At 70.8% G+C, this 26,050-nt stretch carries 18 protein-coding genes and 2 tRNA genes; 16 read left to right on the top strand and 4 right to left on the bottom strand.

The genetic code is table 11. The features are described from left to right. The first annotated feature begins 54 nt into the window (after window positions 1–54). The 16 genes from ACFQW6_RS09260 to ACFQW6_RS09185 all read left to right on the top strand — a co-directional run bounded on the left by ACFQW6_RS09260 (window position 55) and on the right by ACFQW6_RS09185 (window position 22,468). On the top strand, window positions 55–867 hold the full coding sequence (locus tag ACFQW6_RS09260) for a fumarylacetoacetate hydrolase family protein (protein WP_378543543.1): 813 nt from the start codon (window positions 55–57) through the stop codon (window positions 865–867). A gap of 32 nt (window positions 868–899) precedes the next feature. Beyond that, the gene (gene gltX, locus ACFQW6_RS09255; protein ID WP_378543540.1) at window positions 900–2,342 is read left to right on the top strand and encodes a glutamate--tRNA ligase; all 1,443 of its coding nucleotides are present in this window, start codon (window positions 900–902) and stop codon (window positions 2,340–2,342) included. 4 nt (window positions 2,343–2,346) lie between these two features. Beyond that, window positions 2,347–3,351 (top strand): CPBP family intramembrane glutamic endopeptidase, encoded by a 1,005-nt coding sequence (locus ACFQW6_RS09250; RefSeq protein WP_378543537.1) that lies wholly within the window; start codon window positions 2,347–2,349, stop codon window positions 3,349–3,351. Between the two features lie 72 nt (window positions 3,352–3,423). Beyond that, a tRNA-Gln gene (locus tag ACFQW6_RS09245) sits at window positions 3,424–3,495 on the top strand. Window positions 3,496–3,583: 88 nt separating this feature from the next. Further along, window positions 3,584–3,659 (top strand) — tRNA-Glu (locus ACFQW6_RS09240). Window positions 3,660–3,739: 80 nt separating this feature from the next. Continuing rightward, window positions 3,740–5,161 carry a xylulokinase gene (gene xylB / locus ACFQW6_RS09235; protein ID WP_378543534.1) on the top strand — a complete coding sequence of 474 codons (1,422 nt, stop codon included), beginning with the start codon at window positions 3,740–3,742 and terminating at the stop codon, window positions 5,159–5,161. A gap of 105 nt (window positions 5,162–5,266) precedes the next feature. Next, on the top strand, window positions 5,267–6,538 hold the full coding sequence (locus ACFQW6_RS09230) for an ROK family protein (RefSeq protein WP_378543531.1): 1,272 nt from the start codon (window positions 5,267–5,269) through the stop codon (window positions 6,536–6,538). Beyond that, window positions 6,535–8,046: a sugar ABC transporter ATP-binding protein gene (locus ACFQW6_RS09225; protein ID WP_378543528.1), complete on the top strand. Its 1,512-nt coding sequence runs from the start codon at window positions 6,535–6,537 to the stop codon at window positions 8,044–8,046. Before ACFQW6_RS09230 ends, ACFQW6_RS09225 begins: the two co-directional genes overlap by 4 nt. After that, entirely contained in the window at window positions 8,043–9,119 is a 1,077-nt protein-coding gene (locus ACFQW6_RS09220; RefSeq protein WP_378543525.1) for an ABC transporter permease, read from the top strand. Before ACFQW6_RS09225 ends, ACFQW6_RS09220 begins: the two co-directional genes overlap by 4 nt. A 104-nt stretch (window positions 9,120–9,223) precedes the next feature. After that, on the top strand, window positions 9,224–10,300 hold the full coding sequence (locus ACFQW6_RS09215) for a substrate-binding domain-containing protein (RefSeq protein WP_378543523.1): 1,077 nt from the start codon (window positions 9,224–9,226) through the stop codon (window positions 10,298–10,300). Window positions 10,301–10,471: 171 nt separating this feature from the next. After that, window positions 10,472–11,665 carry a Gfo/Idh/MocA family protein gene (locus ACFQW6_RS09210; RefSeq protein ID WP_378543520.1) on the top strand — a complete coding sequence of 398 codons (1,194 nt, stop codon included), beginning with the start codon at window positions 10,472–10,474 and terminating at the stop codon, window positions 11,663–11,665. Continuing rightward, window positions 11,662–12,822, top strand: a complete 1,161-nt coding sequence (xylA, locus tag ACFQW6_RS09205; RefSeq protein WP_378543517.1) for a xylose isomerase — start codon at window positions 11,662–11,664, stop codon at window positions 12,820–12,822. The genes ACFQW6_RS09210 and xylA overlap by 4 nt, the downstream gene beginning before the upstream one ends. 215 nt (window positions 12,823–13,037) lie before the next feature. Further along, complete coding sequence (locus ACFQW6_RS09200; RefSeq protein ID WP_378543514.1) at window positions 13,038–19,433, top strand: ThuA domain-containing protein; 6,396 nt, start codon at window positions 13,038–13,040, stop codon at window positions 19,431–19,433. A 295-nt stretch (window positions 19,434–19,728) separates the two neighbouring features. After that, the gene (locus tag ACFQW6_RS09195) at window positions 19,729–20,736 is read left to right on the top strand and encodes a sugar phosphate isomerase/epimerase family protein (RefSeq protein ID WP_378543511.1); all 1,008 of its coding nucleotides are present in this window, start codon (window positions 19,729–19,731) and stop codon (window positions 20,734–20,736) included. Between the two features lie 62 nt (window positions 20,737–20,798). Then, entirely contained in the window at window positions 20,799–21,935 is a 1,137-nt protein-coding gene (locus ACFQW6_RS09190) for an inositol-3-phosphate synthase (protein WP_378543508.1), read from the top strand. Further along, window positions 21,932–22,468 (top strand): copper resistance protein CopC, encoded by a 537-nt coding sequence (locus ACFQW6_RS09185; protein ID WP_378543505.1) that lies wholly within the window; start codon window positions 21,932–21,934, stop codon window positions 22,466–22,468. Before ACFQW6_RS09190 ends, ACFQW6_RS09185 begins: the two co-directional genes overlap by 4 nt. Here ACFQW6_RS09185 and ACFQW6_RS09180 read toward each other — a convergent pair. From ACFQW6_RS09180 to ACFQW6_RS09165, 4 genes are read right to left on the bottom strand one after another with little or no spacing between them, the layout of a single operon-like run. Further along, window positions 22,465–22,860, bottom strand: coding sequence for a universal stress protein (locus ACFQW6_RS09180; RefSeq protein ID WP_378543502.1), 396 nt, complete (start codon window positions 22,858–22,860; stop codon window positions 22,465–22,467). The genes ACFQW6_RS09185 and ACFQW6_RS09180 overlap by 4 nt on opposite strands. Then, window positions 22,857–24,407, bottom strand: coding sequence for a tripartite tricarboxylate transporter permease (locus ACFQW6_RS09175; protein WP_378543499.1), 1,551 nt, complete (start codon window positions 24,405–24,407; stop codon window positions 22,857–22,859). Before ACFQW6_RS09175 ends, ACFQW6_RS09180 begins: the two co-directional genes overlap by 4 nt. After that, a complete protein-coding gene (locus ACFQW6_RS09170; protein WP_378543496.1) occupies window positions 24,407–24,943 on the bottom strand; it encodes a tripartite tricarboxylate transporter TctB family protein in 537 nt (178 codons plus the stop codon). Before ACFQW6_RS09170 ends, ACFQW6_RS09175 begins: the two co-directional genes overlap by 1 nt. Then, a complete protein-coding gene (locus ACFQW6_RS09165; RefSeq protein ID WP_378543493.1) occupies window positions 24,940–25,935 on the bottom strand; it encodes a Bug family tripartite tricarboxylate transporter substrate binding protein in 996 nt (331 codons plus the stop codon). Before ACFQW6_RS09165 ends, ACFQW6_RS09170 begins: the two co-directional genes overlap by 4 nt. Between the last annotated feature and the right edge of the window lie 115 nt (window positions 25,936–26,050).

The raw sequence follows: 26,050 nt of genomic DNA, 5'->3' as shown, positions 1-26,050 counted from the left end.
GGGGGCGGCCTCCCGACGTCGTCCCGGCTCCGGCCGGTTGGATAGCCTCGCCGCATGCGCATCTGTCGGTTCAGCACGGGCGAGGAGCCTCGGTTCGGCGTCGTCACCGGCGAGGTCGACGAGTTCGGCCAGCCGGACGACGACTCGGCGGTGGTGGCCCTCGCCGGCGACCCGCTCTACGTCGGGATCAAGCTGCTCGAGGAGCAGCACCGGCTCAGCGACGTACGCCTCCTCGCGCCGATCATCCCGCGCAGCAAGGTCGTCGGGATCGGTCGCAACTACGCCGCCCACGCCGCCGAGATGGGCAACGACCTGCCGACCGAGCCGTTGATGTTCCTCAAGCCCAACACCTCCGTGGTGGGCCCGGGTGACCCGATCTTCTACCCGTCGCAGACGAGCAACCTGCACTTCGAGGGCGAGCTGGCCGTGGTGATAGGTCGGATCTGCCGGGACGTGCCTGCCGAGCAGGCGACCGACGTGATCTTCGGCTACACCATCGCCAACGACGTGACCGCGCGCGACCTGCAGCGCTCCGACGTGCAGTTCACCCGCGCCAAGGGGTTCGACTCCTTCTGCCCGGTGGGCCCGTGGATCGAGACGGACCTCGACCCGCAGGACTTCCACGACGGCCGCCGGGTGCAGACGTTCCTCAACGGCGACGTCGTCCAGGACGGCTCCACCGCCGACATGATCTTCGACGTCCCGACCCTCGTCGCGCACGTGTCGTCGGTGATGACGCTGCTGCCGGGCGACCTGATCCTGACCGGCACCCCCGAGGGTGTCGGGCCGATGGAGGTGGGCGACGAGGTGGAGATCTCGATCGCCGGCATCGGCGCCCTGACCAATCCCGTCGCCAAGAGAGCGTGAGCACCAGCATGAGCACCCCCGTACGCGTCCGCATGGCTCCGTCCCCGACGGGGTCGCCGCACGTCGGCCTGGCCCGCACCGCCCTCTACAACTGGGCGTTCGCCCGCCACCACGGCGGCACCTTCGTCTTCCGCATCGAGGACACCGACAAGGCACGCAACACCGCGGAGTCCTACGACTCGCTCATCGACCTGATGCAGTGGCTCGGCCTCAGCTGGGACGAGGGCGTCGTGGTCGGCGGAGCCCACGGTCCCTACCGCCAGTCCGAGCGCACCGAGATCTACGCCGACGTGCTCACCCGCCTGCGCGAGTCGTCGTACACCTACGACTGCTTCTGCACCAACGACGAGGTCGAGGCGCGCCGCAAGGCGAGCGGCTCCAAGGTGATGGGCTACGACGGCTTCTGCCGCGAGCTCAGCGACGAGCAGCGCTCCGCGTTCCTGGCCGAGGGCCGCACGTCGGTCGTCCGGTTCCGGATGCCTGACGGGTCGATCACCTGGAACGACCTGGTCCGCGGCGACATCACCTTCGAGACCGAGTTCGTCCCCGACTTCGCGCTGTGCCGCGCCAACGGCGACCCGCTCTACACCCTCACCGCACCGGTCGACGACGCCACGATGGAGATCACCCACGTGCTGCGCGGCGAGGACCTGCTCTCCAGCACGCCTCGTCAGGTCGCCCTCTTCGACGCGCTCAAGGAGCTCGGCGTCGCGAAGGAGACTCCGGCGTTCGGGCACCTGCCCTACGTCATGGGCGAGGGCAACAAGAAGCTCTCCAAGCGCGACCCGCAGGCCCACATGGCGCTCTACCGCGAGCAGGGCTTCCTGCCCGAGGGGCTGCTCAACTACCTCGCCCTCCTCGGCTGGGCGATCGCCGCGGACCGCGACGTCTTCACCCTCGCGGAGATGGTCGAGAAGTTCGACATCAAGGACGTCAACCCCAACCCGGCGCGCTTCGACCTCAAGAAGGCCGAGGCCATCAACGCCTCCCACATGCGACTGCTGTCGGTCGACGAGATGACCCACCGCGTGCTGCCCTTCCTCAAGGAGGCAGGCGTCGTGGGCGACCCGGTGACCGACCCCGACGCCCAGATGCTCGAGCTGGCGATGCCGTTGGTGGCCGAGCGGATCAACAAGCTCACCGAGGCCGCCCCCATGCTCGGGTTCCTGTTCGTCGACGAGGCCGACTTCGAGCGCGACCCCGCCGACGTCGCCAAGCTGCTCGACGACACGGGGCGCGGCGTCGTCCAGGCGTCGTACGACGCCCTCTCGGGGTTGCACGAGTGGTCGACCGCCGCCATCGAGGAGGCGCTGCGCGTGGCGCTGATCGAGGGCATGGAGCTCAAGCCCCGCGTGGCCTTCGGTCCCGTGCGCGTCGCCGTGACCGGCAGGCGGATCAGCCCGCCCCTGTTCGAGTCGCTGGAGCTGCTGGGCCGCGAGCGCAGCCTCGCGCGCCTGCAGTCGGCCCTGGCCTGACGCCGTGCCCGCACCGCTGGCTCCCGACTTCCGGCCGCGCTACCACGAGCTGCACCGGGTGGGACGGCCCGGCTGGTGGCGCTCGGTCGTGGGTGTCGTGCTGCTCCTCGTCCTGGTCTTCGCCGTCGTGCCGCTCGTCGCCGGAGGCGTCGCCTTCGTGCTGCTGCTGGCCACGGGCAGCAGCACGGGGGAGGCCTCGGCCGTCCTCGACGTGACGGAGGAGGCGACGCCGGCCGGGCTCGCCCTGCTCAACGTGATCATCGCCGCGGCGATCCCGCTGACCTTCCTGGTCACCTGGTGGCTGCACCGGCTCAAGCCGCGCTGGGTCTCGTCGGTGGCTCCCCGCCTGCGGTGGGGCTACCTCTTCGTCTGCCTCGGCCTGTCGGTGGTCGCGCTCCTCGCCTCGCTGGGCGTGGCGCTGCTGCTGCCCGTGGAGTCCGGTGACATGCCGGCGGGCTCGGTCAACGACTTCACCTCGCAGACGCGCGACTTCATCCTCGTCATCCTGCTGCTGACGCCGCTGCAGGCCGCCGGGGAGGAGTACCTGTTCCGCGGCTACCTCACCCAGGCCTTCGGGTCGCTGGTGTGGGCCCGGAAGGCGTCGCAGGCCCTGGCCGTGCTGGGACCGGCGCTGATCTTCGCGCTCTTCCACGGCCTGTCGCAGGACTGGCCGGTCTTCTTCGACCGCTTCGCCTTCGGCGTCGTCGCGGGGATCCTCGTCATCCGCACCGGGGGCCTGGAGGCGCCGATCGCGATGCACGTGCTGAACAACTTCCTGGCCTTCGGGCTCGCGCTCACCTTCGGCGACCTGACCACGGCCCTCAACGCGGAGGGGGGCAGCAGCTGGTGGACGATCCTGTCGACGATGACCCAGTCCCTCGTCTACCTGGGCCTCGCGACGTGGGTGGCGCGGGCGATGAGGCTGGTGACCGCCGGACCACCCGTCGGGGGAGCGTTGCCACCCGCTGGCGGGAACCCCGTTTTGGCCGTGCCGCCACCCCGCGTGTAACGTTCGGGATCGGTTCCGCAAGGAATCACGTGGTGGTCAGGCGATCGCGGGTCGGTCGTACTGATACCCCCATGGGGTATGGTGTAATTGGCAACACGGCTGGTTCTGGTCCAGTTGTTCTAGGTTCGAGTCCTAGTACCCCAGCGGATCCGCCCCTCCACGGGTCGGATTTGGTGCGGCACTCCAACTTCGGTAGAGTTTCGCTCCGCTGCTCCAGGGCAGCACCATGCAAGCCCCCGTCGTCTAGCGGCCTAGGACGTCGCCCTCTCACGGCGGTAACGCCGGTTCAAATCCGGTCGGGGGTACCAACGCATGGAAGGGCCCGGTCCTCGGACCGGGCCCTTCGTCGTCGTCGGGCACTGCGCGCGGTGGGCTAGCATCCGCGCCCATGACTGACGGGCCCCGGCTGGTTGCCGGCATCGACTCCTCCACCCAGTCCTGCAAGGTCGTCGTGCGCGACGCCGAGACGGGAGCGCTCGTGCGGCAGGGCCGCGCCGCGCATCCGGACGGCACGGAGGTGCACCCGGACCACTGGTGGGCCGCGCTGCAGGAGGCGATCGCCGAGGCCGGGGGGCTGGACGACGTGGCTGCCGTCAGCGTCGGCGGCCAGCAGCACGGGATGGTCTGCCTCGACGAGGACGGCGCCGTCGTACGCCCCGCGCTGCTGTGGAACGACACCCGATCGGCGGGCGCTGCCCGCGACCTCGTCGACGAGCTCGGCGGTCCCGAGGAGGGCGGTCGCGCCTGGGCCGAGGCGGTCGGTGTCGTGCCGGTGGCGTCGTTCACCGTGACCAAGCTCCGCTGGCTCGCCGAGCACGAGCCCGAGCACGCCCGGCGCACGGCCGCGGTGTGCCTGCCGCACGACTGGCTCACCTGGAGGCTGTCCGGGAGCACCGACCTGCGCGACCTGACGACCGACCGCAGTGACGCCAGCGGCACGGGCTACTGGTCGGCCGCGACGGGCGACTACCGCACCGACCTCCTCGAGCGTGCCTTCGGCGCCGTGCCGCACCTGCCGCGAGTCGTCGCGCCCGGCGAGGTCGCGGCGACGGCGAACGGCAGCGCCCTGGGGGCGGGGGCCGGTGACAACGCGGCCGCCGCGCTGGGCCTGGGGGCGGGGGAGGGCGACGTGGTCGTCTCGATCGGGACCTCCGGCGTCGTCACGGCCGTCACCAGCACGCCCGCCGTCGACCCCACCGGCTCGGTCGCGGGCTTCGCCGACGCCACGGGGTTGTTCCTCCCCCTCGTCGCCACCCTCAACGGGGCGCGGGTCCTCGACGCCGCAGCCCGCCTCCTCGACGTGGACCACGAGACGCTGTCGCGGCTCGCGCTCGAGGCGCCCGCCGGTGCCGGCGGGCTGGTGCTGGTGCCCTACCTGGAGGGCGAGCGCACGCCCAACCTGCCCGACGCGACCGGCTCGCTGCACGGCCTCACCCTCGCCACCGCCACGCGCCCGGCACTCGCCCGGGCGAGCGTCGAGGGATTGGTGTGCAGCCTCGCGGACGGTCTCGACGCGGTCGTCGCGACCGGGGTCACCCCGTCGCGCGTCCTGCTGGTCGGGGGCGCCGCCGCTTCGGAGGCCGTGCGCACGGTCGCCGCGGAGGTGCTCGGCGTGCCGGTCGACGTCCCGCCGCCGGGGGAGTACGTCGCCGACGGCGCCGCGCGCCAGGCGGCCTGGGCGCTGTCGGGCGCCGCCGCGCCGCCCGAGTGGGTCCGCGAGGGGACCCGGCGATACGCCTCGGACCCCGTGCCGAGCGTGCGCGAGCGCTACGCGGAGGGCCGCTCCCGGCACCTGGACAAGACCACCTGAAACTTTCCTGCGTGCGACCCTTGACGTGACGGCCGTCACGGATTTAGTTTGGCGGTCCGTCAAACTAACTGGTGACCGAGGTCACACGCAGGATCGAGGGCACGGATGTCGCAGGTGCGGGATGGCTGGTCGACGGCCGGCTCCGGCGGTGCCGACCAGGGCACCGTGCGCCGCGCGAACCTGTCCCTCGTCCTCCGCAGCCTGCGCGAGGACGGCGCCCGGTCCCGGGCCCGTCTCGCCGCCGACCTCGGGCTCAACAAGGCAACGGTCTCCAGCCTCGTCACCGAGCTGCGCGAGCGCGGCCTGGTCCGCGAGGGCAGCGCCGAGCGCGGCGCCGTCGGGCGTCCCGGCACGATCGTCGAGGTCGACGGTGCCGGCGCCTACGGCCTCGGTGCCGAGATCAACGTCCACCACGTCTCGACCCGTGCGGTCGACCTGACGGGCACCGTCGTCAGCGAGCGACGCACCTCGGTGGACACCCGCGGCCTCGAGCCCGACGAGGTGGTCGCCCGGCTGGTGGAGCTCGTCCGCGGCACGCTGGCCGACCTGACCGCCCTCGGCGCGGCCCCCGTCGCGGCCGTCGTGGGAGTGGCGGGCCTGGTCGACCACGACCGCGGCACCGTGTCGGTCGCGGCCAACCTCGGGTGGCAGGACGTCGCGCTGACCAGCCTGCTGCGCGCCGGGCTCGGCGACCCCGACTACCTCCTCGAGGTGGACAACGAGGCCAACCTCGCCGCCGTCGCCGAAGCCGTCCCCGGCGACCCCGAGCGCCGCGACATCCTCGTCATCCACGGTGAGGTCGGCATCGGTGGCGGCATCGTCGCCGACGGCCGGCCGTTCGCCGGACGCCGCGGCTACGCCGGCGAGTTCGGCCACATGGTCGTCGACCGCGACGGCAACCGCTGCGGCTGCGGTCGCACCGGGTGCTGGGAGACCGTCATCGGTCTCAGCCACCTCATCGAGCTGGCCGCCGCCGGCGAGGACGACGCGCTGCGATCGCCGGTCCTCGACCTCGAGGGCAAGGTCGAGGAGATCAGCCGCCGCGCCGCAGCCGGCGACGAACGGACCCTGGCCGCGTTGAGCGAGGTCGGCCGCTGGGTCGGCATCGGTGCCGCGATCCTCACCAATGTGCTCAATCCCGGGATGATCGTGCTCTCGGGCTACCTCGGCGAGATCGGCGAGTGGATCCGCCCCGAGGTCGAGTCCGAGCTCGCCTCCGGGGTGCTCGCCCCCGACGCCGGCGGCACGCGCATCGCGCTCTCGACCCTCGGCTTCTCGGCAGCGGTGCACGGTGCCGCCGCCGTCGCCGTCGACCACGTCTACGACGACCCGACGCTCGTGCCGCGGGCGGTCCCCACGCTGGAGGTGATGTCATGAACGACGCCCCGCTGCTCACCATGCGCGGCATCGTCAAGCGGTTCCCCGGAGTGCTCGCGCTCGGAGGGGTCGAGCTCGAGGTGCGCGCGGGGGAGGTGCACTGCCTGCTCGGCCAGAACGGCGCCGGCAAGTCGACGCTGATCAAGATCCTGTCCGCGAGCTACCAGCCCGACGAGGGCGAGATCCTGTGGGAGGGCAAGCCGGTCGCGCTGTCGACGCCCCAGACCGCGATGAAGCTCGGGATCTCCACGATCTACCAGGAGCTCGACCTCGTCCCCGACCTCAGCGTCGCCGAGAACATCTTCCTCGGCCACGAGCTCAGCACCGCAGGGTTCAACCAGCGCGGGGAGACGATCCGTCGTACGCGCGAGCTGTTCGCCCGGCTCGGGCACTCCGAGATCCAGCCCACCCGCTCGGTCGGCCGGCTCTCGCCCGCCGCCCAGCAGATCGTCAGCATGGCTCGCGCCCTCTCCCAGGACACCCGGCTGCTCATCCTGGACGAGCCGTCGGCCGTGCTCGACCAGGGCGAGGTCAACAACCTGTTCCGCGTCATCCGCGACCTCACCGCCGAGGGCGTCGCCGTCGTCTACATCTCGCACCGGCTCGAGGAGATCCGCCAGATCGGCGACCGGATCACCGTCCTCAAGGACGGCAGCACCGTCGCCACCGGCCTCGCCGTCGACCAGACGCCGACGAGCGAGCTGATCAAGCTGATGACGGGCCGGTCCATCGAGTACGTCTTCCCGCCTCGCGGCGAGGTCGTCGAGCCCACCGGCGACCCGGTCCTCGAGGTCACCGGCCTCGAGCTGCCGGGCGTCTTCACCGGCGTCGACCTGAGCGTGCGGGCGGGGGAGATCGTCGGACTCGCCGGTCTCGTCGGCGCCGGCCGCTCGGAGATCCTCGAGACCCTCTACGGCGCGCGGCGTCCGTCCGCCGGGACCGTGCGGGTCAACGGTCGCGAGCTGCGTCGCGGCTCCGTGCCCGCCGCGGTCAAGGCCGGTGTCGGGCTCGCCCCGGAGGAGCGCAAGAGCCAGGGGCTCCTGCTCGACCAGGCCATCTACCGCAACATCACCGTGTCCACGTTGGGCCGCTTCAGCCGGTTCGGGCTGCTCGACAGCCGCGCCGAGCGCAAGCGGTCCGCCGAGGTCTCGGAGTCCCTCGACGTCCGCCCGGCGGGGGTGGATCGCCTTGTGCGCCTCCTGTCGGGCGGCAACCAGCAGAAGGTCGTCCTGGCTCGGTGGCTGCTCCGCGGCTGCCGGGTGCTGCTCCTGGACGAGCCGACCCGAGGGGTGGACGTCGGCGCTCGCGCCGAGATCTACGCCCTCGTCCGCTCGCTGGCCGACTCCGGCGTCGCCGTGGTGGTCGTGTCGAGCGAGGTAGAGGAGGTGCTCGGCCTCTCCGACCGGGTCCTCGTGGTCCGAGAGGGCCGAGTCGTGCACGAAGGTCCCGCGGGCGAGATCGACGAGTCCCGTGTCCTGGACCTGGTCATGGAAGGAAAGGTCGCATGAGCGAGCAGAGCACGAACCGACAGGGGGGAGCGGTGGAGAACACCGTCACGCCCTCCACGGACACGGTCACGGTGGAGCGCGCCGCCGCAGAGTCGGGACGCGGGGGCGGGGGAGGACTGATGAGCGGCCCGTTCGGCCGCAACCTCGGCCTCATCGTCGCGCTCCTGCTGATCTGTGCAGCCGGCGTCATCACCGCGGGCGACCGGTTCGCGAGCGTCGACAACATCCTCACGATCCTGCGCTTCGCCTCGACCATCGGCGTGGTCAGCATCGGGATGACCTTCGTGATCACGGGTGGCGGCATCGACCTCTCGGTCGGCGCCATCGCGGCGCTCTGCTCGGTGTGGGCGACGACGTTCGCCACCCAGACGATGGCCGAGGACACCCACTGGATCCTCATGGTCTTCACCGCACTGGCCGTCGGAGCAGGATGCGGGGTGGTCAACGGTGTGCTCATCGCCTACGGCAAGGTGGTCCCGTTCATCACGACGCTGGCGATGCTCGCCGCCGCCCGGGGCCTGGCCGAGATCATCTCGGAGCGGCGCACTCAGATCGTGACCGTCGAGGGGTTCAAGGACTTCTTCTCCGCCGACGTCCTCGGCGTGCCGCTCCTCGTGGTCATCTTCGCGCTCGTCTCCATCGGCGGTTGGATCCTCCTCAACCGCACGACGTTCGGCCGGCGCACGCTCGCTGTCGGCGGCAACCCCGAGGCCGCGCGACTGGCGGGCATCAACGTCAACCGCCACACCGTGATGCTCTACGTCCTCGTCGGCCTGTGCTGCGGGCTCGCGGCGCTGATGCTCATCAGCCGCACCACCACCGGCAGCTCTACCCACGGCACGCTGTGGGAGCTCGACGCCATCGCAGCGGTCGTCATCGGCGGCACGCTGCTGACGGGGGGTCGCGGCACGATCGTCGGCACCGTCGTCGGGGTCCTCATCTTCGCCACCCTGGGCAACGTGTTCACCCTCAACAACCAGGACACGTCGACCCAGGCCGTCGCCAAGGGCGTGATCATCATCGTCGCCGTGCTGCTCCAGCAGCGCCTGGCCCGCAACGCGACGTCGACCTAGCGAACGCCGCGTCCCCACCAGCTCGGACCACCGCACCACCATGCCGGCACCCCCAGGAGCGCCGGCCGCACCACAACCATCGAGATGAACAAGGAGCACGACACATGCGACTGCGCACTCCCCTTCGACGGCACCAGAGCCGCCGCTACACCGGCATCGTGGTCGGCGCGGTCGCCGTCCTGTCCCTGGCCGCCTGCACCGGCAGCGCCGAGGACGCCGCCGAGGACGACAACAGCGGCTCCGACTCCGCACCGGCCGCCGCTGCCGGCAGCAACGACGAGGAGGGCGACCAGGTCACCATCGGGTTCTCGGCGCCCGCCGCCGACCACGGCTGGATGGCCGCCATCACCAACAACGTCCGCGACCTCGCGGAGGAGTACCCCGACATCGACCTCCAGGTCGCCGAGGGCACCAACGACGTCAACCTGCAGATCAGCCAGGTCGAGACCTTCATCAACGACAAGGTCGACGCCATCGTCCTGCTGCCCTTCGACGGCGCCGCGATGACGCCCGTCGCGCTCAAGGCGATGGAGGCCGGGATCCCGGTCATCAACGTCGACCGTGAGTTCGACGACCCCAACGCCGCCCGCGTCACCGTCCTCGGCGACAACTACGGCATGGGCGTCTCGGCCGGGCAGTACGTCTGTGAGCAGGCCGGTGACAACAAGGACGCCATCGTCGCCGAGATCGCGGGCATCGACTCCCTGCCCCTGACCCAGGACCGAAGCCAGGGCTTCGAGGACGCGCTGTCCGAGTGCGGCCTCGACGTGGACGCCCGGCAGGCGGCGGAGTTCACCGTCGAGAGCGGTGAGGAGGTCGCGGCGAACCTGCTCCAGGCCGAGCCGAAGATCGACTTCCTCTGGAACCACGACGACGACCAGGGTGTCGGCGTCCTCGCCGCCATCGAGAACGCCGGCCGCGACGAGTTCACCATGATCGGTGGCGCCGGCTCGGCCAACGCCATGCGCGCGATCCAGGAGGACAACGGCGTGCTCAAGGCGACGGTCATCTACCCGTCCACCCAGGGCGCCGACGGCGTCAAGCTCGCGCGCCTGCTGGTGCAGGGCAAGGCGATGAGCGACCTCGTCGAGGTCGAGGTGCCCCGCAACGTCCAGCTCTACGCACCGGTCGTGACGTCCGAGAACGTCGACGAGTTCATCGACTCGGCCTTCGAGTCCTGATCGGTCCCGCGGCGGCTCCCCACCCGGGAGCCGCCGCGGCACCACCGCCCTGACGGGCCCCCAGCGCCACCCACAGCACGTCAGCAGCCGCCCCGGTCGACGCGACAGGGCGTCTCCGGGCTGCGCCCTCGCGCGCCCCTGATCCCCGCACCCTGCCCCCGAGGAGGTCCGATGACCACCACTTCCGACGCCCCTGATGGCCGACGCGACCTGTCGGTCGGCATGGTGGGGTACGCCTTCATGGGCGCCGCGCACTCCCACGCCTGGCGCACCGCCCCCCGCTTCTTCGACCTGCCGCTCCGTCCCCGCATGGCCGCCGTCGCCGGTCGTGACGCCGCGGGGGTGCGCGCCGCGGCCGAGCGCCTCGGCTGGGAGTCCACCGAGACGTCGTGGCAGGCCCTGGTCGAGCGCGACGACATCGACCTCGTCGACGTGTGCACGCCCGGCCACACCCACGCCGAGATCGTCATCGCTGCCCTCGAGGCCGGCAAGCACGTGCTGTGCGAGAAGCCGCTGGCCAACAGCGTCGAGGAGGCCGAGGCGATGACCCGCGCCGCCGAGCGGGCTGCTGCCGACGGCGTACGCGCGATGGTCGGCTTCACCTACCGGCGCGTGCCGGCCATCTCCCTCGCCCGGCAGCTCGTCGCCGAGGGACGCCTCGGCACCCTGCACCACGTGCGGGCGCAGTACCTCCAGGACTGGATCGTCGACCCGCAGGCCCCGCTGTCGTGGCGCCTCGAGAAGGACAAGGCCGGCTCCGGGGCGCTCGGCGACATCGGCGCCCACATCATCGACATCACCCAGTTCATCACCGGCGACACCATCACCCGGGTCTCCGGTCGGCTGCGCACCTTCGTCGACGAGCGACCGCTCCCCAGCGAGCACGCCGGCCTCTCGGGCACGGCGGGCACCGGCACCGGCAAGGTCACCGTGGACGACGCCGCGACCTTCCTCGCGGACTTCCGCGGGGGAGCGATGGGCGTCTTCGAGGCGACCCGCTTCGCCTCCGGCCGCAAGAACGCGATCCGCATCGAGATCAACGGCTCGCGCGGCAGCATCGCGTTCGACTTCGAGGACATGAACGTCCTCCACTTCTTCGACGGCACCGAGGACGCCGGCACCGCCGGGTTCCGCCGGATCCTCGTCACCGAGGCCGAGCACCCCTACGTGGGTGCGTGGTGGCCGCCCGGCCACGTCATCGGCTACGAGCACGGCTTCATCCACCAGGCCGTCGACCTCGTCCGCGCGATCGCGGACGGCACCGATCCCACCCCAACCTTTGCCGACGGACTCCAGGTGCAACGCGTCCTGGCCGCGGTCGAGACCAGCTCTGACAACGATTCGTGGCAGGAGATCCCCGCATGACCGACTACACCCCGACCCCTGAGGACAAGTTCTCGTTCGGCCTCTGGACGGTGGGATGGCAGGGCACCGACGTGTTCGGACCCAGCTCCCGTGCCCTCCTCGACCCGGTCGACGCGACGTACAAGCTCGCCGAGCTCGGCGCGGCCGCCGTCACCTTCCACGATGACGACCTCGTCCCCGACGACGACCAGCGCGACGCCGTGCTGGAGCGCTTCGAGAAGGCGCTGGCCGACACCGGCCTGGCCGTCGAGATGGTGACCACCAACCTGTTCGGACACCCGGTGTTCAAGGAGGGCGCGCTCACCGCCAACAACCGTGAGGTGCGCCGCTACGCCCTGTCCAAGGCGCTGCGCAACATCGACCTGGCGGCGTCCCTGGGCGCCAAGACGTTCGTGCTGTGGGGTGGCCGCGAGGGCGCTGAGCACGGAGCCGCGAAGGACGTCCAGGCCGCGCTCGACCGCTACAGCGAGTCGCTGAACCTGCTCTGCGCCTACGTCAAGGACCAGGGCTACGACATGCGGTTCGCCCTCGAGCCCAAGCCCAACGAGCCGCGCGGCGACATCCTGCTGCCGACCATCGGCCACGCCCTCGCGCTCATCGCCGAGCTCGACGACCCCGACATGGTCGGGCTCAACCCCGAGGTGGGCCACGAGGAGATGGCCGGCCTCAACTTCGCCCACGGCATCAGCCAGGCGCTGTGGCACGACAAGCTCTTCCACGTCGACCTCAACGGCCAGCACGGCCCGCGCTTCGACCAGGACCTGCGCTTCGGCGCGGGCAACGTGCGCGGGGCCTTCTGGACCGTCGACGCGCTCATGGGCGCCGGCACCGGCAAGGCGTACGACGGCTACGTCCACTTCGACTTCAAGCCGCCGCGCGCCGAGGCCGAGGACGGTGTCTGGGAGTCCGCCCGCGGGTGCATGCGCAACTACCTGATCCTGCGCGACAAGGTCCAGGCCTTCCGCGCGGACCCCGACGTCGTCGCGGCCCTCGAGGCCGCCGAGATCGGCACCCTGCGCACCCCGACCCTCGGCGAGGGGGAGTCGCTCGCCGACCTCCGCGCGGCGTCGTACGACGTCGAGGGCCTCGCCACCCGCAGCGTCGGCCTCGAGGCGCTCGACCAGCTCGCCCTCGAGCACCTGATGGGAGTCCGCTGACCGACCACCGTGGGCCCGGCGGGCGCCGAACCCGCCGGGCACACGCCCGACCACCCGCACGACCGCAGCACCGCTCGACCGCATGACGAGGGCCGAACGCCCGGGGACCCGCCCCGGAACTGATGGAGCGCACATCCGTCACCAGAGAAGGGATCGTGATGAACAGACTCATCACGCGACTGCAGAGGCGCTCACGCGTCGCAGTCGGCTCCACCATGGCCTTGATCGTGTCGCTGCCGCTGGGCGCGACCATCGGGCTTGCCTCCACGGCCACAGCGGCGCCGAGCCCGGCGACCGCCACCGCTTCCGCCCCTGACGACAAGGCGAAGACCTCTCCGACGTCCGAGAAGTCGGAGAAGTCCGCCACGACCGAGACCGAGAGCACCCTCGGCGACGCGGTCCCGTGGACCGCCGACCCGAAGGCGTCGGCCGCCGCAGCCGCGGAGGAGTCGTTCGACGCGCTCCTCTTCTCCAAGACGGCTGCGTTCCGCCACTCCAACATCGACGAGGCGACGACCGCGATCCAGGCGCTCGCCGCGGACAACAACTTCACCGTGACGACCACCGAGGACAGCAGCGCGTTCACCGACGCCAACCTCGAGCAGTACGAGGTCGTCATCTTCCTCTCCACGACCGGTGACGTCCTCAACGAGAGTCAGCAGGGCGCGTTCGAGCGCTACATCCGGGCCGGCGGCGGCTACGCCGGCATCCACGCGGCCTCCGACACCGAGTACGACTGGCCCTGGTACGGCAACCTGGTCGGTGCCTACTTCAACAACCACCCGCCGGGCACGCCGTCCGCGACCGTCAAGGTCGAGGACCCGGCACACGCCTCCACCGCAGGCATCGAGCCGCGCTGGCAGCGCACCGACGAGTGGTACAACTTCCGCTCGAACCCGGCAGCCAACCCCCGCACCAAGCTCCACGTCCTGGCCTCTCTGGACGAGACGACCTACACCCCCGGCACCGGTTCGATGGGCGCCGAGCACCCGATCGCCTGGTGCCAGGACTACGACGGCGGTCGCAGCTGGTACACCGGCATGGGGCACACAGAGGCGTCCTTCGTCGACACCAAGTTCCTCGGCCACATCCTCGGCGGCATCCAGACCGCCGCAGGTGTCGTCGACTCGGACTGCAAGGCGACCCTGACGCCCAGCTTCGAGAAGGTGGCACTCGACGAGAACACCTCGAACCCGATGGAGCTCGCGATCGCCGAGGACGGCCGGGTGTTCTACATCGACCGCAACGGCGCCGTGCGCATCATCAAGCCGAACGGCACCGTCGTGACGGCGGGCACCATCCCGGTCTACACCGGCCAGGAGTTCGGCCTGCTCGGGATCGCGCTCGACCCCAACTTCGCCACCAACAACCACGTCTTCCTCTACTTCTCACCGGCGGGCACCACGCCGACCGACCGCATCTCGCGCTTCACGATGTCGGGGGACACGCTTCAGCTCGACTCCGAGGTCAAGATCCTCGACGTCCCGACGCAGCGTGACCAGTGCTGCCACGCGGGCGGCTCGATGGAGTTCGACAACGACGGCAACCTCTACCTCGCGACCGGTGACAACACCAACCCGTTCGACTCGGGCGGCTACACGCCGATCGACGAGCGGCCCGACCGGTCCGCCTGGGACGCGCAGCGCACCTCCGGCAACACCAACAGCCTCAACGGCAAGGTGCTGCGCATCAAGCCCCTGGCCGCCGGTGGCTACTCCGTCCCGGAAGGCAACCTCTTCGACGAGGCTGCCGACACCACCCAGAAGACCCGCCCCGAGATCTACGCGATGGGCTTCCGCAACCCGTTCCGGATCGGCCTCGACGAGCAGAACAACAACATCCTCGTCGCCGACTACGGTCCCGACGCCGGTTCGGTGAGCGCCACCCGTGGCCCCAACGGTCGCGTGGAGTGGAACGTCCTGGACGAGCCGGGCAACTACGGCTGGCCGTACTGCGTCGGCAACAACACCCCGTACAACGACTACAACTTCGCCAGCAGCACCGCCGGTGCGGCGTTCAACTGTGCCGCCCCGGTCAACGACTCGCCCAACAACACGGGCCTGACCAACCTGCCGCCGGCGAAGGCCGCGGTCATCTGGCAGAGCAACAACGCCTCGCTCACCGGCACCCCGGAGATCGGGGCCAGCGGCGCGCCGATGACCTCGGGCACCTACGACTTCGACCCTGAGCTGGCCTCGGACCGCAAGTGGCCGGAGTACTTCGACCGCAAGGCGATCTGGGCCGACTGGAACAACAGCCGGTTGTTCACCGTCCAGATGAACCAGGACGGCACGAACTACACCGACATCAACCGTCTCCTGTCCTCTCTTCCCATGGTCCGACCGCACGCGCTGCAGTTCGGCCCGGACGGCGCGCTCTACATGATCGAGTGGGGCAGCGGGTTCAACGGCAACAACGCCGACTCCGGCGTCTACCGGATCGACTACGTCGAGGGCAACCGTGCCCCCGTTGCCCGCGCGACGGCCGACAAGACCTCGGGTGCGGCTCCGCTGACCGTGCAGTTCGACGGCAGCGCGTCGTTCGACGCCGACACCGGTGACGCCACGGGCCTGACCTACGCCTGGGACTTCAACGGCGACGGCACGGTGGACGCCACCACGGCGAAGGCCAGCCACACCTACGCGAACGCGGGCAACTTCACCGCCAAGCTCACCGTGACCGACGCAGACGGCCGCACGGGGACGACCAGCATCGACATCACCGTGGGCAACACCGCCCCGACCGTCGAGCTGGTCCTGCCGAAGGACGGCGGCTTCTTCGACTTCGGCGACTACGTCAAGTACGAGGTGAAGGTCACCGACCCCGAGGACGGGACAATCGACTGCAGCAAGGTCGTCGTGCAGCCCGGTCTCGGACACGACCAGCACTCGCACGACTACGAGCAGTACCAGGGGTGCACCGGCGCGCTGGCGCTGCCCGGCGACACCGGCCACTCGGGCGCCAACATCTTCGGCACCATCAAGGCGACCTACACCGACAAGGGCAACGGCGTCGCCGGTGCGCTGACGGGCGTCGACGGCATCGTGCTGCACACCAAGCACAAGGAGGCCGAGTTCTTCGACAAGACCGGTCGGGTGGGCACGGGTGCCGGCACGGCCGGCGTCACGACCCAACCGACCACCGACACCGGCGGCGGCCAGAACGTCAACGGCGTCGAGACCGGCGACTGGTTCGCCTGGGACGTCATGAACCTCACGGGGATCACCGGCGTCTCGATGCGAGCAGCCTCCACCACGGCCGGCGCGACCTTCGAGGTCCGGCAGGGCTCCCCCACGGGGACCGCGATCGGCACCCTGACGGTGCCGAACACGGGTGGGGCGCAGACCTACCAGAACGTGTCGACCACCTTCACCGGGGCTTCCCTGGACAGTCAGCCGTTGTACTTCGTCGCCACCACCGGTGGTGCCAACGTCAACTTCCTCGACTTCAACGGTCGTGGGATCACTGACAACCAGCCGCCCACCGTGGCGATCACCGCCAGCACCACCACCGGTGAGGCGCCCCTGCCGGTGCAGTTCGACAGCACGGTGACCGACGCCGACGGTGACACCCCGGTCACCTACGCGTGGAACTTCGGGGACAGCACGACCTCCACCGAGGCCGACCCGAGCCACACCTACACCACACCCGGGACGTACGTCGTCTCACTGACCGCCAGCGACGCGCGCGGGGCAAAGACCTCCCGCACGCTGGAGATCACCGTCAGGCAGCCCCTGGACATCTGCTTCAGCGGCCGCTCCGACGACTTCGTCGGTGACGCCCTCGACACCGAGCGCTGGGACAAGAGTGTCCGGGTCAACCAGTCGCTCACCGTCGCGGACGGGTTCCTGACGGTCCCGCTCACCCAGACCGACCTCTACCAGACCACGAACACGACGCCCAACGTCGTCCTGCAGGACCTGCCTGCCGGTGCGTTCGAGGTCACGACCAAGGTCACGGTGCCGGCAGTACGCGGCTACCAGCAAGGTGGCCTCATCATCTACGGCGACGACAACAACTACCTGAAGCTCGTCTACTCGGGTCGTTCCACCGCGGCAGCCGGCAGCAAGGCGGCCAACGTCATCCAGTTCGCCAAGGAGGTCAACGCGGTTGCGTCGGAGTCCAACTCCACCAACCTCGGTGCGACCTTCCCGGACACCGTGTGGCTGCGGTTGTCGAGCACGGACGGCAACGTCGTCACCCCCTCCTACAGCATCGACGGCACCACCTGGCTCCCGATCACCACGTCGTCGGGCACGGCTGCACCGCGTGACCTGACCAGCATCACGGCGCCCAAGGTGGGGCTGCTCGCGCTGGCCAGCACGGCAGCGGGTGCTGCGGACAACATCTCCGCGAAGTTCGACTACTTCGCCATCACCCCGGACGACACCGCCGAGTGCACCCCGCCCTGCGTCGTCGAGGACTTCGACGGCAGTGCGTTGAGCTCGGACTGGAGCGTCGTGCGGCCCAGCGGAAACCTCACGGTCTCCGGCGGCTCGGTGAAGATCCCGATGGAGGGCACCGACCTCTACCAGACCACGAACACCGCTCGTGACCTGGTGCTGACGGACCTCCCGGACGGCCCGTTCGTGGCGACCACCAAGGTCACCGCACCGATCAACCGCCAGTACCAGTCGGCGGGCCTGCTGATCTACGGAGACGACGACAACTACCTGAAGCACGTCTTCCAGGGCCGCAGCTCGGACCCGAACGCGGCGTCGAACATCATCCAGACGGCGCGGGAGACCGCAGGCACGGCCGTCGAGACCAACACGTCCGGGCTGGGAGCGACGTTCCCGAGCACGGTCTGGCTGAGGCTGACCAGCGAGGACGGCGAGCAGGTCCTCGGCAGCTACAGCACCGACGGCGAGACGTGGACGAACATGTCGGGCGGCTACAGCATCGCCGACCTCGCCAACCCGCGCATCGGCCTCCTCTCCGCCGCCAACCAGGCAGCCGGAGCCGGCATCACCGCCAGCTTCGACTTCTTCACCCTGGGTGAGGACGAGACGTGCGAGCCCGGTGGCGGTCCGACCGACACCACGGCACCCACGACGACGCTCAGCATCCCGGATGCCACCGGCCAGGCCGGCTGGTACACCACGCGGCCGTCGTTCACCCTGGCCGCCACCGACGAGACGGGCGGGTCGGGCGTCGCCTCGACCGAGTACCGCATCGCCGGCGGTGCCTGGACGCCCTACACCGGGGCGGTTCAGGTGACGGGTGAGGGCTCACGCCTGGTCGAGTACCGCTCGACCGACGAGGCCGGCAACGCCGAGGCAGTCAAGTCCCTGACGGTCAAGGTCGACACGGTCGCACCGGCCGCGACGCTCTCCGTCCCGTCAGCCACGGGTGAGGACGGGTGGCACACCAGCCGTCCGACGTTCACCCTGGCCGGCACCGACGCGGGGTCGGGCATCGCCAAGCTCGAGTACCGCCTCCCCGGCGAGGACTGGCAGCCGTACTCCATCGGGGTCCCGGTGCCCGGTGAGGGCTCCGTCCTGGTCGAGTACCGGGCGACCGACACGGCGGGCAACGTGGAGGCGACCAGGTCGCAGACCGTCAAGGTCGACACAGTCGACCCGACTGTGGCGGCCAGGATCGACGGTGACAGGCTCAAGACCGTCACGCTGACCGCCACGGACTCCACCTCGGGCGTGGCGAGCATCGAGTACCAGCTCGACGGCGACACGACGTGGACGGCCTACTCCGCGGCGCTGGCGTTCGACGAGCCCGGCTCACACGTCGTGCGCTACCGCGCCACGGACGTGGCGGGCAACAGAGACAGCGGCCAGCTCGAGGTCGTCGTCTCCGAACCCGGCGGGCCGGTCGTGATCCCGAAGCCGACCGTCGTCCTGACCACGGCACCCGCGGCGGCGAACGGTCGTGCCAACTGGTACACATCGCCGGTGACCGTCACCCTCGGGGGCTCCGGAGGCGAGGGCCAGCTGACGCTGGAGTACCGCATCGGCAACGGACCGTGGACGGCGTACACCACGCCGTTCCGGGTGTCCGACGACGGCGTCAACCTCGTCCAGGCAAGGGCGACGGACGCGGCCGGCAGGGCCTCGGCGGTCGAGACGACCACCATCAAGATGGACGCCACCGCGCCGACGGTGACCATCAGCGGCGTCGCCGACAACGCCAGGCTGGACATGGGCTCCGGCCGCACCCCCTTGATCATGGTCACACTGGCCGATGCCACGTCCGGTGCCGCTGAGAGGACCATCCGTCTTGACGGGGAGGTGGTGGGCTCGCCGACGCGCATCGACGCATTGTCGCTGCGCAACGGAAAGCACAGTCTCGAGGTCATCGCCTTGGACGCGGCCGGCAACAAGGGGTCTCGCACGGTCAACTTCATGGTGGTCGCCACCTACGGGGGCGGAAAGCGACTCCTCACCCGACTCGACGACGAGGGCGTGATCGACTCCCGGCTCGGCGAGAAGCTTGTCGGCGAGCTGAAGGCCGCCAAGCGCGCTGACGTTGCCGACGAGAAGCGGGAGGCAGTCAAGGCTCTCAAGAAGTTCGAGCGGCTCGCGTCGCGGGTGAAGGACAAGGAGGTGAAGCTCGCTCTCAAGCGCCTGTCGCGGACGCTGAAGTCCCAGCTGTAGGCGCCGGTCCGAGCACGAGACGTCCGCAGGCGGGCGGCTCGGCCAGCACATCACCCTCGGGTGAGGTGACCCGGTGCGCACGCAGGATCGGCCCTGCGTGCGCCCCGGTGGCCGGGCCCCCGTCCGGGCGGGGGGTGACGCCGCGAGGCGCCGCCCCCAGCGGCCGGTGCCGGGACACGGCGCTCCGTCCCGGCACCGGTCCGCGCGGCCTCCGAGCCACACGACCACCACTCTGAAAACCTGACCAGAACCACCAGAACCAGCCGAACGCACCACCACACCCTGAGGAGCACACATGCCACGCCCCGTCACCCTGTTCACCGGCCAGTGGGCCGACCTGCCGTTCGAGGAGATGTGCAAGCTCGCGTCGGGCTGGGGCTACGACGGCCTCGAGCTCGCCTGCTGGGGCGACCACTTCGACCCGTGGGCGGCGGTGGAGGACGAGTCCTACGTCCCGGCCAAGCTCGAGATGCTGAAGAAGTACGACCTCCAGGTGTTCGCCATCAGCAACCACCTCAAGGGCCAGGCGGTCTGCGACGACCCGATCGACGCGCGCCACCGCGACATCCTTCCCGACCGCATCTGGGGCGACGGCGACGCCGAGGGCGTGCGCCAGCGCGCCGCGGAGGAGATGAAGATGACCGCGCGGGCCGCGCGCAAGCTCGGCGTCGACGTCGTGGTCGGCTTCACCGGGTCCTCGATCTGGAAGTACGTCGCGATGTTCCCGCCGGCCTCGCAGGCCCTCGTCGACGCGGGCTACCAGGACTTCGCCGACCGCTGGAACCCGATCCTCGACGTCTTCGACAGCGAGGGCGTCCGCTTCGCCCACGAGGTGCACCCGTCCGAGATCGCCTACGACTACTGGACCACGGTCGCGGCGCTCGAGGCCATCGACCACCGCGAGGCCTTCGGGCTCAACTGGGACCCCTCCCACTTCGTCTGGCAGGACCTCGACCCGGTCGGCTTCCTGTGGGACTTCAAGGACCGGATCTACCACGTGGACTGCAAGGACGCGAAGCGCCAGGTGGGCAACGGCCGCAACGGTCGCATGGGCTCGCACCTGGCCTGGGCCGACCCGCGCCGCGGCTGGGACTTCGTGTCCACCGGTCACGGCGACGTGCCGTGGGAGGCGTCGTTCCGGATGCTCAACACGATCGGCTACGACGGCCCGATCTCCGTCGAGTGGGAGGACGCCGGGATGGACCGTCTCGTCGGAGCCCCCGAGGCGCTGGAGTTCGTGCGCCGGCTCGCCTTCGACGCGCCGACAGCGGCCTTCGACGCGGCGTTCTCGACCTCGTCCTGACGGCCCCCTGATGGCCCCCTGATGTCCGCTGGGCCCCCGCCCATCCGTCCGAGGAGGACGACATGACCCACACGCCCGAGGTGACGGCCAGGACAGGCGTGTGGTTCGTGGGTGCGCGGGGCTCGGTGGCCACCACAGCGGTGGTCGGTGCGTACGCCGTGGCGCATGGCATCGCACCGACCACCGCTCTCGTGACCGAGCTGCCGGAGCTGCGGCCCGACAGCCTGCCGTCCCTCGCGGGGCTGGTCTTCGGCGGCCACGACGTCAGCTCCCACTCGTTGCCCAAGCGGGCCGAGGAGCTGGCCGCCGGCGGCGTCGTGCCGCCCGCCCTGGTGGACGCCGCCCGCGCCCACCTCGAGGCCGTCGACGCCGAGGTGCGCCCGGGCCACGTCGCACGCTCGGCCGGTGCTGCCGAGGCGGTGGAGCGGCTCGCCGGCGACATCACCGACTTCCGCGACCGGCACGACCTCGACCGGGTGGTCGTCGTCGACGTCGCCAGCACCCAGCCTCCCGTGCCGGACCCCGACTCGATGACCGAGGTCGACGACGCGCTCCCGGTCGGCGCGGTCTACGCGCTGGCGGCCTTCCGCGCCGGTGCCTCCTTCGTCTCGTTCACGCCCAGCCCGTGCCTGCGGCTCCCCGTGGTCGTCGAGGCCGCGCGGCACAGCGGCCTGCCCTGGGCCGGCTGCGACGGCAAGACCGGGGAGACGCTGCTCAAGTCCGCGCTCGCACCCATGTTCGTGATGCGGGCCCTCGAGCTGCGGTCCTGGACCTCGGTCAACCTCCTCGGCGGTGGAGACGGGGCGACCCTGGCCGACCCCGAGGCCGCGCGCAGCAAGACCGTCGCGAAGCGCAGCGGGCTCGACGCCATCGTCGGCCGCCCCGTCCCTGGGCCCATGCACATCGACCAGGTCGAGGACCTGGGGGAGTGGAAGACGGCGTGGGACCACGTGCGCTTCGACGGCTTCCTCGGCACCCGCATGACGCTCCAGCTCACGTGGGAGGGGTGCGACTCCGCGCTGGCCGCGCCACTCGTCCTCGACCTGGCGCGTCTGGTGTCCGCCGCGCACGCAGCCGGTCGGGCCGGTCCGCTCGCCGCTCTCGCCTTCTTCTTCAAGGACCCCGTCGGCGCCACCGAGCACCGCCTCGCCCAGCAGTGGGACGACCTGGTGGCATGGCGGGCGGGACTCGGCTCATGACCGGCTCCGCTGCTCGGCGAGGGGTCGCCCGGCTCGTCCTGGCAGGCGTTGCGGTGCTGCTGTGCTGGCCCGCGGTGCCGCCGGCAGCGGCCCACGACGAGCTCCTCTTCTCCGACCCGTCCGAGTCGGGGGTGCTCCGCGCGATGCCCTCGCGCGCGATCCTCACCTTCACCGGTCCGGTCGCCGAGGTGCACGAGGTGACCGTCACCGGGCCCGACGGGAGCGTCGCCAACGGCGCCCCGACGGCCACCGGCCCCGAGGTCCGCCAGAACCTCTGGTCGGGGCCGGACGGCGCCTACACCCTGACCTACGACGTCGTGTCCTCCGACGGCCACGAGATGGCCGGCGAGGTCCGCTTCGAGGTCGGCGACGGCACGCCAGCCGAGGTGGGAGCGGCGGGGTCCTCGTCCTCCGACGGCGACGATCCCGACGGAGTGCTCCGCGGGATCGTCGTGCCGGCCGGCGTGGTGCTGCTGTCCGGAGCCTGCGCGCTGGCCATCCGGCACCGGCGTCGCGCCCCCAGCGGGACCTAGCCGGCGGGCTTCACCGCCAGCACGGCGCAGTCCGCACCGAGCAGGATGCGCTGCGCGACGCTGCCCATGAGCAGCTTGCCCACGGGCGAGCGCCGGCGCAGGCCGATCACGACCAGGTCGGCGGAGACGTCCTGGGCCACCGCGAGGACCTGGTCGCCGACGTCGGCGCCCATCGAGCGGCGTACGTCGACCTCGATGCCGCTGCCGGCCAGCTCCGCGGTCAGACGGCCCAGCTGCTCCTCGTCGGCGAAGCGGTCGTCCACCAGCGCGTCGCCGCGGGTGGCGTTGACCACCACCAGCCGGCCGTTGCGCAGGGTGACCTCCTCGACGCCGCGCGCCAGCGCGACCTCGCCGAACTCGTCGGGCGTCCAGCCCACCACGATGGTCGTCATCGCACCTTCTCCTCGTCCGTGTCGTGCGTGTGTGTGCTGAGCTCCTCGGCCACCGCGGCGGGCGTCGGGCGGATGCGGCGGACCGCGAAGGGCGCCACCACGGCGATCGAGACGATCACGTAGATGACGATGGCGAGCGGCTCGCTCCACAGGGCGGACACGTCCCCGCCCGAGATCGCCATCGCCTCACGCAGCCGGAACTCCATCAGCGGCCCGAGGATGACGCCGAGGATCAGCGGCAGCACCGGCAGCCCGAACCGGCGCATCATCAGGCCCAGCAGACCGAGCAGCAGCAGCAGGAACAGGTCGAAGGACTGGAGGTTCGCGGCGTACGCGCCCAGTGCGGCGAAGAACAGGATGCCGGCGTAGAGCTGCGGCCGGGGGACCTGCAGGAGCTTCGCCCACAGCGGTGCCAGCGGGAGGTTGAGCACCAGCAGCAGGACGTTGCCGATGAGCAGGCTGGCCAGGAGCGCCCACACCAGCTCGGGCTGGTCGGTCATCAGACCGGGGCCCGGCTCGATGCCGTAGCCCTGGAGGGCGGCGAGCATGACGGCCGACGTGGCCGTGACCGGGAGACCGAGCGCCAGCAGCGGCACGAAGGTGCCCGCCGCCGAGGCGTTGTTGGCCGCCTCGGGTCCGGCGACGCCCTCGATGGCGCCCTCGCCGAACTCGTCGCGTCCCTTGCGAGCCGCGAGGCGCTTCTCGGTGACGTACGACAGGAACGTCGGGATCTCCGCGCCGCCGGCAGGCAGCGCGCCGAACGGGAAGCCGTACGCCGTCCCACGCAGCCACGGGCCCCACGACCGCTTCACGTCGTCGCCGCTCATCCACGGACGGCCCACCGGGATCACGTGGGCCGGTGTCCGGCGCAGGTGGGCGGCCACCCAGAGCGCCTCGCCGAGGGCGAAGATGCCGACCGCGACCACGACCACGTCGATCCGCTCGGCGAGCAGAGGCTGGTCGAAGCTCAGCCGCGTCTGCCCGGTGTTGAGGTCGAGGCCGACCAGCCCGATCGTCAGGCCGAGGAACAGCGCGATGAAGCCGCGCAGCGGCGAGCCGCCGAGGACGCTCGTCACCATGATCATGGCGAGCACCATGAGCGCGAAGTAGGACGGCGCCCCGATGTCGACGGCGACCGAGGCCAGGGCCGGGGCGAAGAACACGACGAGCAGGGTGCCGATCGTGCCGGCGATGAAGGAGCCGATGGCCGCGGTGGCGAGCGCCTGTGCGGCCCGTCCGGCCCGCGCCATGAGGTTGCCCTCGAGGGCAGTCATCACCGAGGCGGACTCGCCGGGAGTGTTGAGCAGGATGGCGGTCGTCGAGCCGCCGTACATGCCGCCGTAGTAGATGCCGGCGAACATGATGAACGCCGAGATCGGCTCGAGGCCGTAGGTCACGGGCAGCAGCAGCGCCACCGCCATGGCCGGGCCGATGCCCGGCAGGACACCGACGAAGGTGCCGAGGAGCACGCCGATGACGGCGTACAGGAGGTTCTCCGGGGTGAGGACAGCGGCGAAGCCGTCCGCGAGGAGGCCGAGGTTCTCCATCACAGCACCCCGTCCAGGATCCCGGCGGGCAGGATGACGCCCAGTCCCTCGTGGAAGAAGTACCAGCTGCTGACCGACATCACGAGGCCGACGATCACGTCCCGCACCAGCGTGCGGCTGCCCAGCGACCAGGCGGCGCCGACGAAGAGCAGCGCGCCGCTCACCGCCCAGCCGAGGAACGAGATCGTCAGCACCGTGAACAGCAGGACGCCCACGAGCTTGAGGACGGTCACCCAGTCGGCCGGCTGGCGCAGGTCGACGTCCTCGCCGCCCTCGCCCTCCGGCACGTCGCCGCGGAGGGTGGCGACGACGAGCAGCAGGCCGAGGAGGACCGTGACCGCGCCGATGACGTAGGGGAAGAGCCGCGGGCCGACGGGGTCGCCGAAGCCGACCCGCAAGGTGGTGGCGTCGTAGAGCGTGTAGGCGCCGACCACGACGAGCAGCGCGGCGAGGCCGAGCTGGGCCATGTCACGGTCGGGACCGTTGGCGTTCCCCGGGGCTGCCGGGGTGGCGGGGGTGTCGAGTGGTGTGCTCACAGCAGGTCCAGCTCCTCGAGGGTGGTGGCGACGCGCTCGTCCTGTTCCTGGAGGAACGTGGTGAACTCGTCGCCCGTCTTGAACTCGTCGATCCAGCCGTTGTCCTCGAGGGCCTGCTGCCACTCGGGGGTGTCGTGCATCTCCTCGAGCATCGCGATCAGCTCGTCGCGACGCTCGTCGCTGATGCCGGGGGGCGCGAAGACGCCGCGCCAGTTGGTGAAGACCAGGTCGATGTCGGACTCCTGCAGGGTGGGTGCATCGCTGATGCCTTCGCCCTCGAGCCGGTCCTCGCCGGACACGGCGAGCAGGCGCAGCTCGCCCTCGGACAGCGGCCCCTCGAACTCGCCGACGCCGGAGAAGCCGACGTCGATCTTGTTGCCGAGCAGGGCGCTGGTCAGCGGGCCGCCGCCGTCGTACGGCACGTAGCGCACCTCGCGGGCGTCGATGTCGATCGCGGTCGCGAGCTGCATCGGGAAGAGGTGGTCCGGGCCGCCGGGGGAGGAGCCGCCGCCGACGACGATCGAGCCCGGGTCGTCCTGCCAGGCCGCCACGAGGTCGTCGATGGTCTCGAAGGGCGAGTCGGCGGGGACGAGCACGCCCTCCTGGTCCTCGATGACCTGGGCCAGTGGGGTCGCGTCCTGCAGCTTGTAGGGCGCCGCGAAGGAGTAGAGCGAGCCGACGACGCCGAGTCCGGCCGTCATCATGGTGCGCTCGTCGCCCTCCGCGTTCATCAGTCGCGCCATCGCGACCGAGCCGCCGGCGCCGATCACGTTGGTCACCTCGAACGAGCCGCCCGAGATGTCGGACTCCTCCATCACCGCGATGGCCGTGCGACCGGTCTGGTCGTAGCCACCGCCCGGGCTGTTGGGGATCAGCATCGTCATGTCGCTGCTCGCGGCACCGCGGGTGACTCCGCACCCCGTCGCGAGGAGCAGCGTGCTCGCGAGGGCCACGACGGTGGCGGCTGTCCGCCTCGTCCTCTGGCGCAGCATGGGCACTCCGATCTCTGTCACGGGTCTCTGTCAGGGTTCGTGCGCCGGGCCCGACAGGGCCCGACCAGACGATGGTGAAGACTGCCTGTGGCGTCCGTCACGCTTGGGTAAGCAA

The sequence above is a fragment of the Nocardioides sp. GCM10028917 genome, from assembly GCF_042666175.1.
Lineage (GTDB): Bacteria > Actinomycetota > Actinomycetes > Propionibacteriales > Nocardioidaceae > Nocardioides.
Note: the sequence above shows the minus strand (reverse complement) of the source record. Positions and strands in the feature narration are given on the sequence as shown.

Coding starts and splice junctions, on each gene's coding strand:
- ACFQW6_RS09200 (WP_378543514.1), top strand. CDS start 13,038: ATGGCCTTGATCGTGTCGCTGCCGCTGGGCGCGACCATCGGGCTTGCC.
- ACFQW6_RS09215 (WP_378543523.1), top strand. CDS start 9,224: ATGCGACTGCGCACTCCCCTTCGACGGCACCAGAGCCGCCGCTACACC.
- ACFQW6_RS09260 (WP_378543543.1), top strand. CDS start 55: ATGCGCATCTGTCGGTTCAGCACGGGCGAGGAGCCTCGGTTCGGCGTC.
- ACFQW6_RS09165 (WP_378543493.1), bottom strand. CDS start 25,935: ATGCTGCGCCAGAGGACGAGGCGGACAGCCGCCACCGTCGTGGCCCTC.
- xylA (WP_378543517.1), top strand. CDS start 11,662: ATGACCGACTACACCCCGACCCCTGAGGACAAGTTCTCGTTCGGCCTC.
- xylB (WP_378543534.1), top strand. CDS start 3,740: ATGACTGACGGGCCCCGGCTGGTTGCCGGCATCGACTCCTCCACCCAG.
- ACFQW6_RS09220 (WP_378543525.1), top strand. CDS start 8,043: ATGAGCGAGCAGAGCACGAACCGACAGGGGGGAGCGGTGGAGAACACC.
- ACFQW6_RS09185 (WP_378543505.1), top strand. CDS start 21,932: ATGACCGGCTCCGCTGCTCGGCGAGGGGTCGCCCGGCTCGTCCTGGCA.
- gltX (WP_378543540.1), top strand. CDS start 900: ATGGCTCCGTCCCCGACGGGGTCGCCGCACGTCGGCCTGGCCCGCACC.
- ACFQW6_RS09175 (WP_378543499.1), bottom strand. CDS start 24,407: ATGGAGAACCTCGGCCTCCTCGCGGACGGCTTCGCCGCTGTCCTCACC.
- ACFQW6_RS09225 (WP_378543528.1), top strand. CDS start 6,535: ATGAACGACGCCCCGCTGCTCACCATGCGCGGCATCGTCAAGCGGTTC.
- ACFQW6_RS09190 (WP_378543508.1), top strand. CDS start 20,799: ATGACCCACACGCCCGAGGTGACGGCCAGGACAGGCGTGTGGTTCGTG.
- ACFQW6_RS09230 (WP_378543531.1), top strand. CDS start 5,267: ATGTCGCAGGTGCGGGATGGCTGGTCGACGGCCGGCTCCGGCGGTGCC.
- ACFQW6_RS09210 (WP_378543520.1), top strand. CDS start 10,472: ATGACCACCACTTCCGACGCCCCTGATGGCCGACGCGACCTGTCGGTC.
- ACFQW6_RS09180 (WP_378543502.1), bottom strand. CDS start 22,860: ATGACGACCATCGTGGTGGGCTGGACGCCCGACGAGTTCGGCGAGGTC.
- ACFQW6_RS09195 (WP_378543511.1), top strand. CDS start 19,729: ATGCCACGCCCCGTCACCCTGTTCACCGGCCAGTGGGCCGACCTGCCG.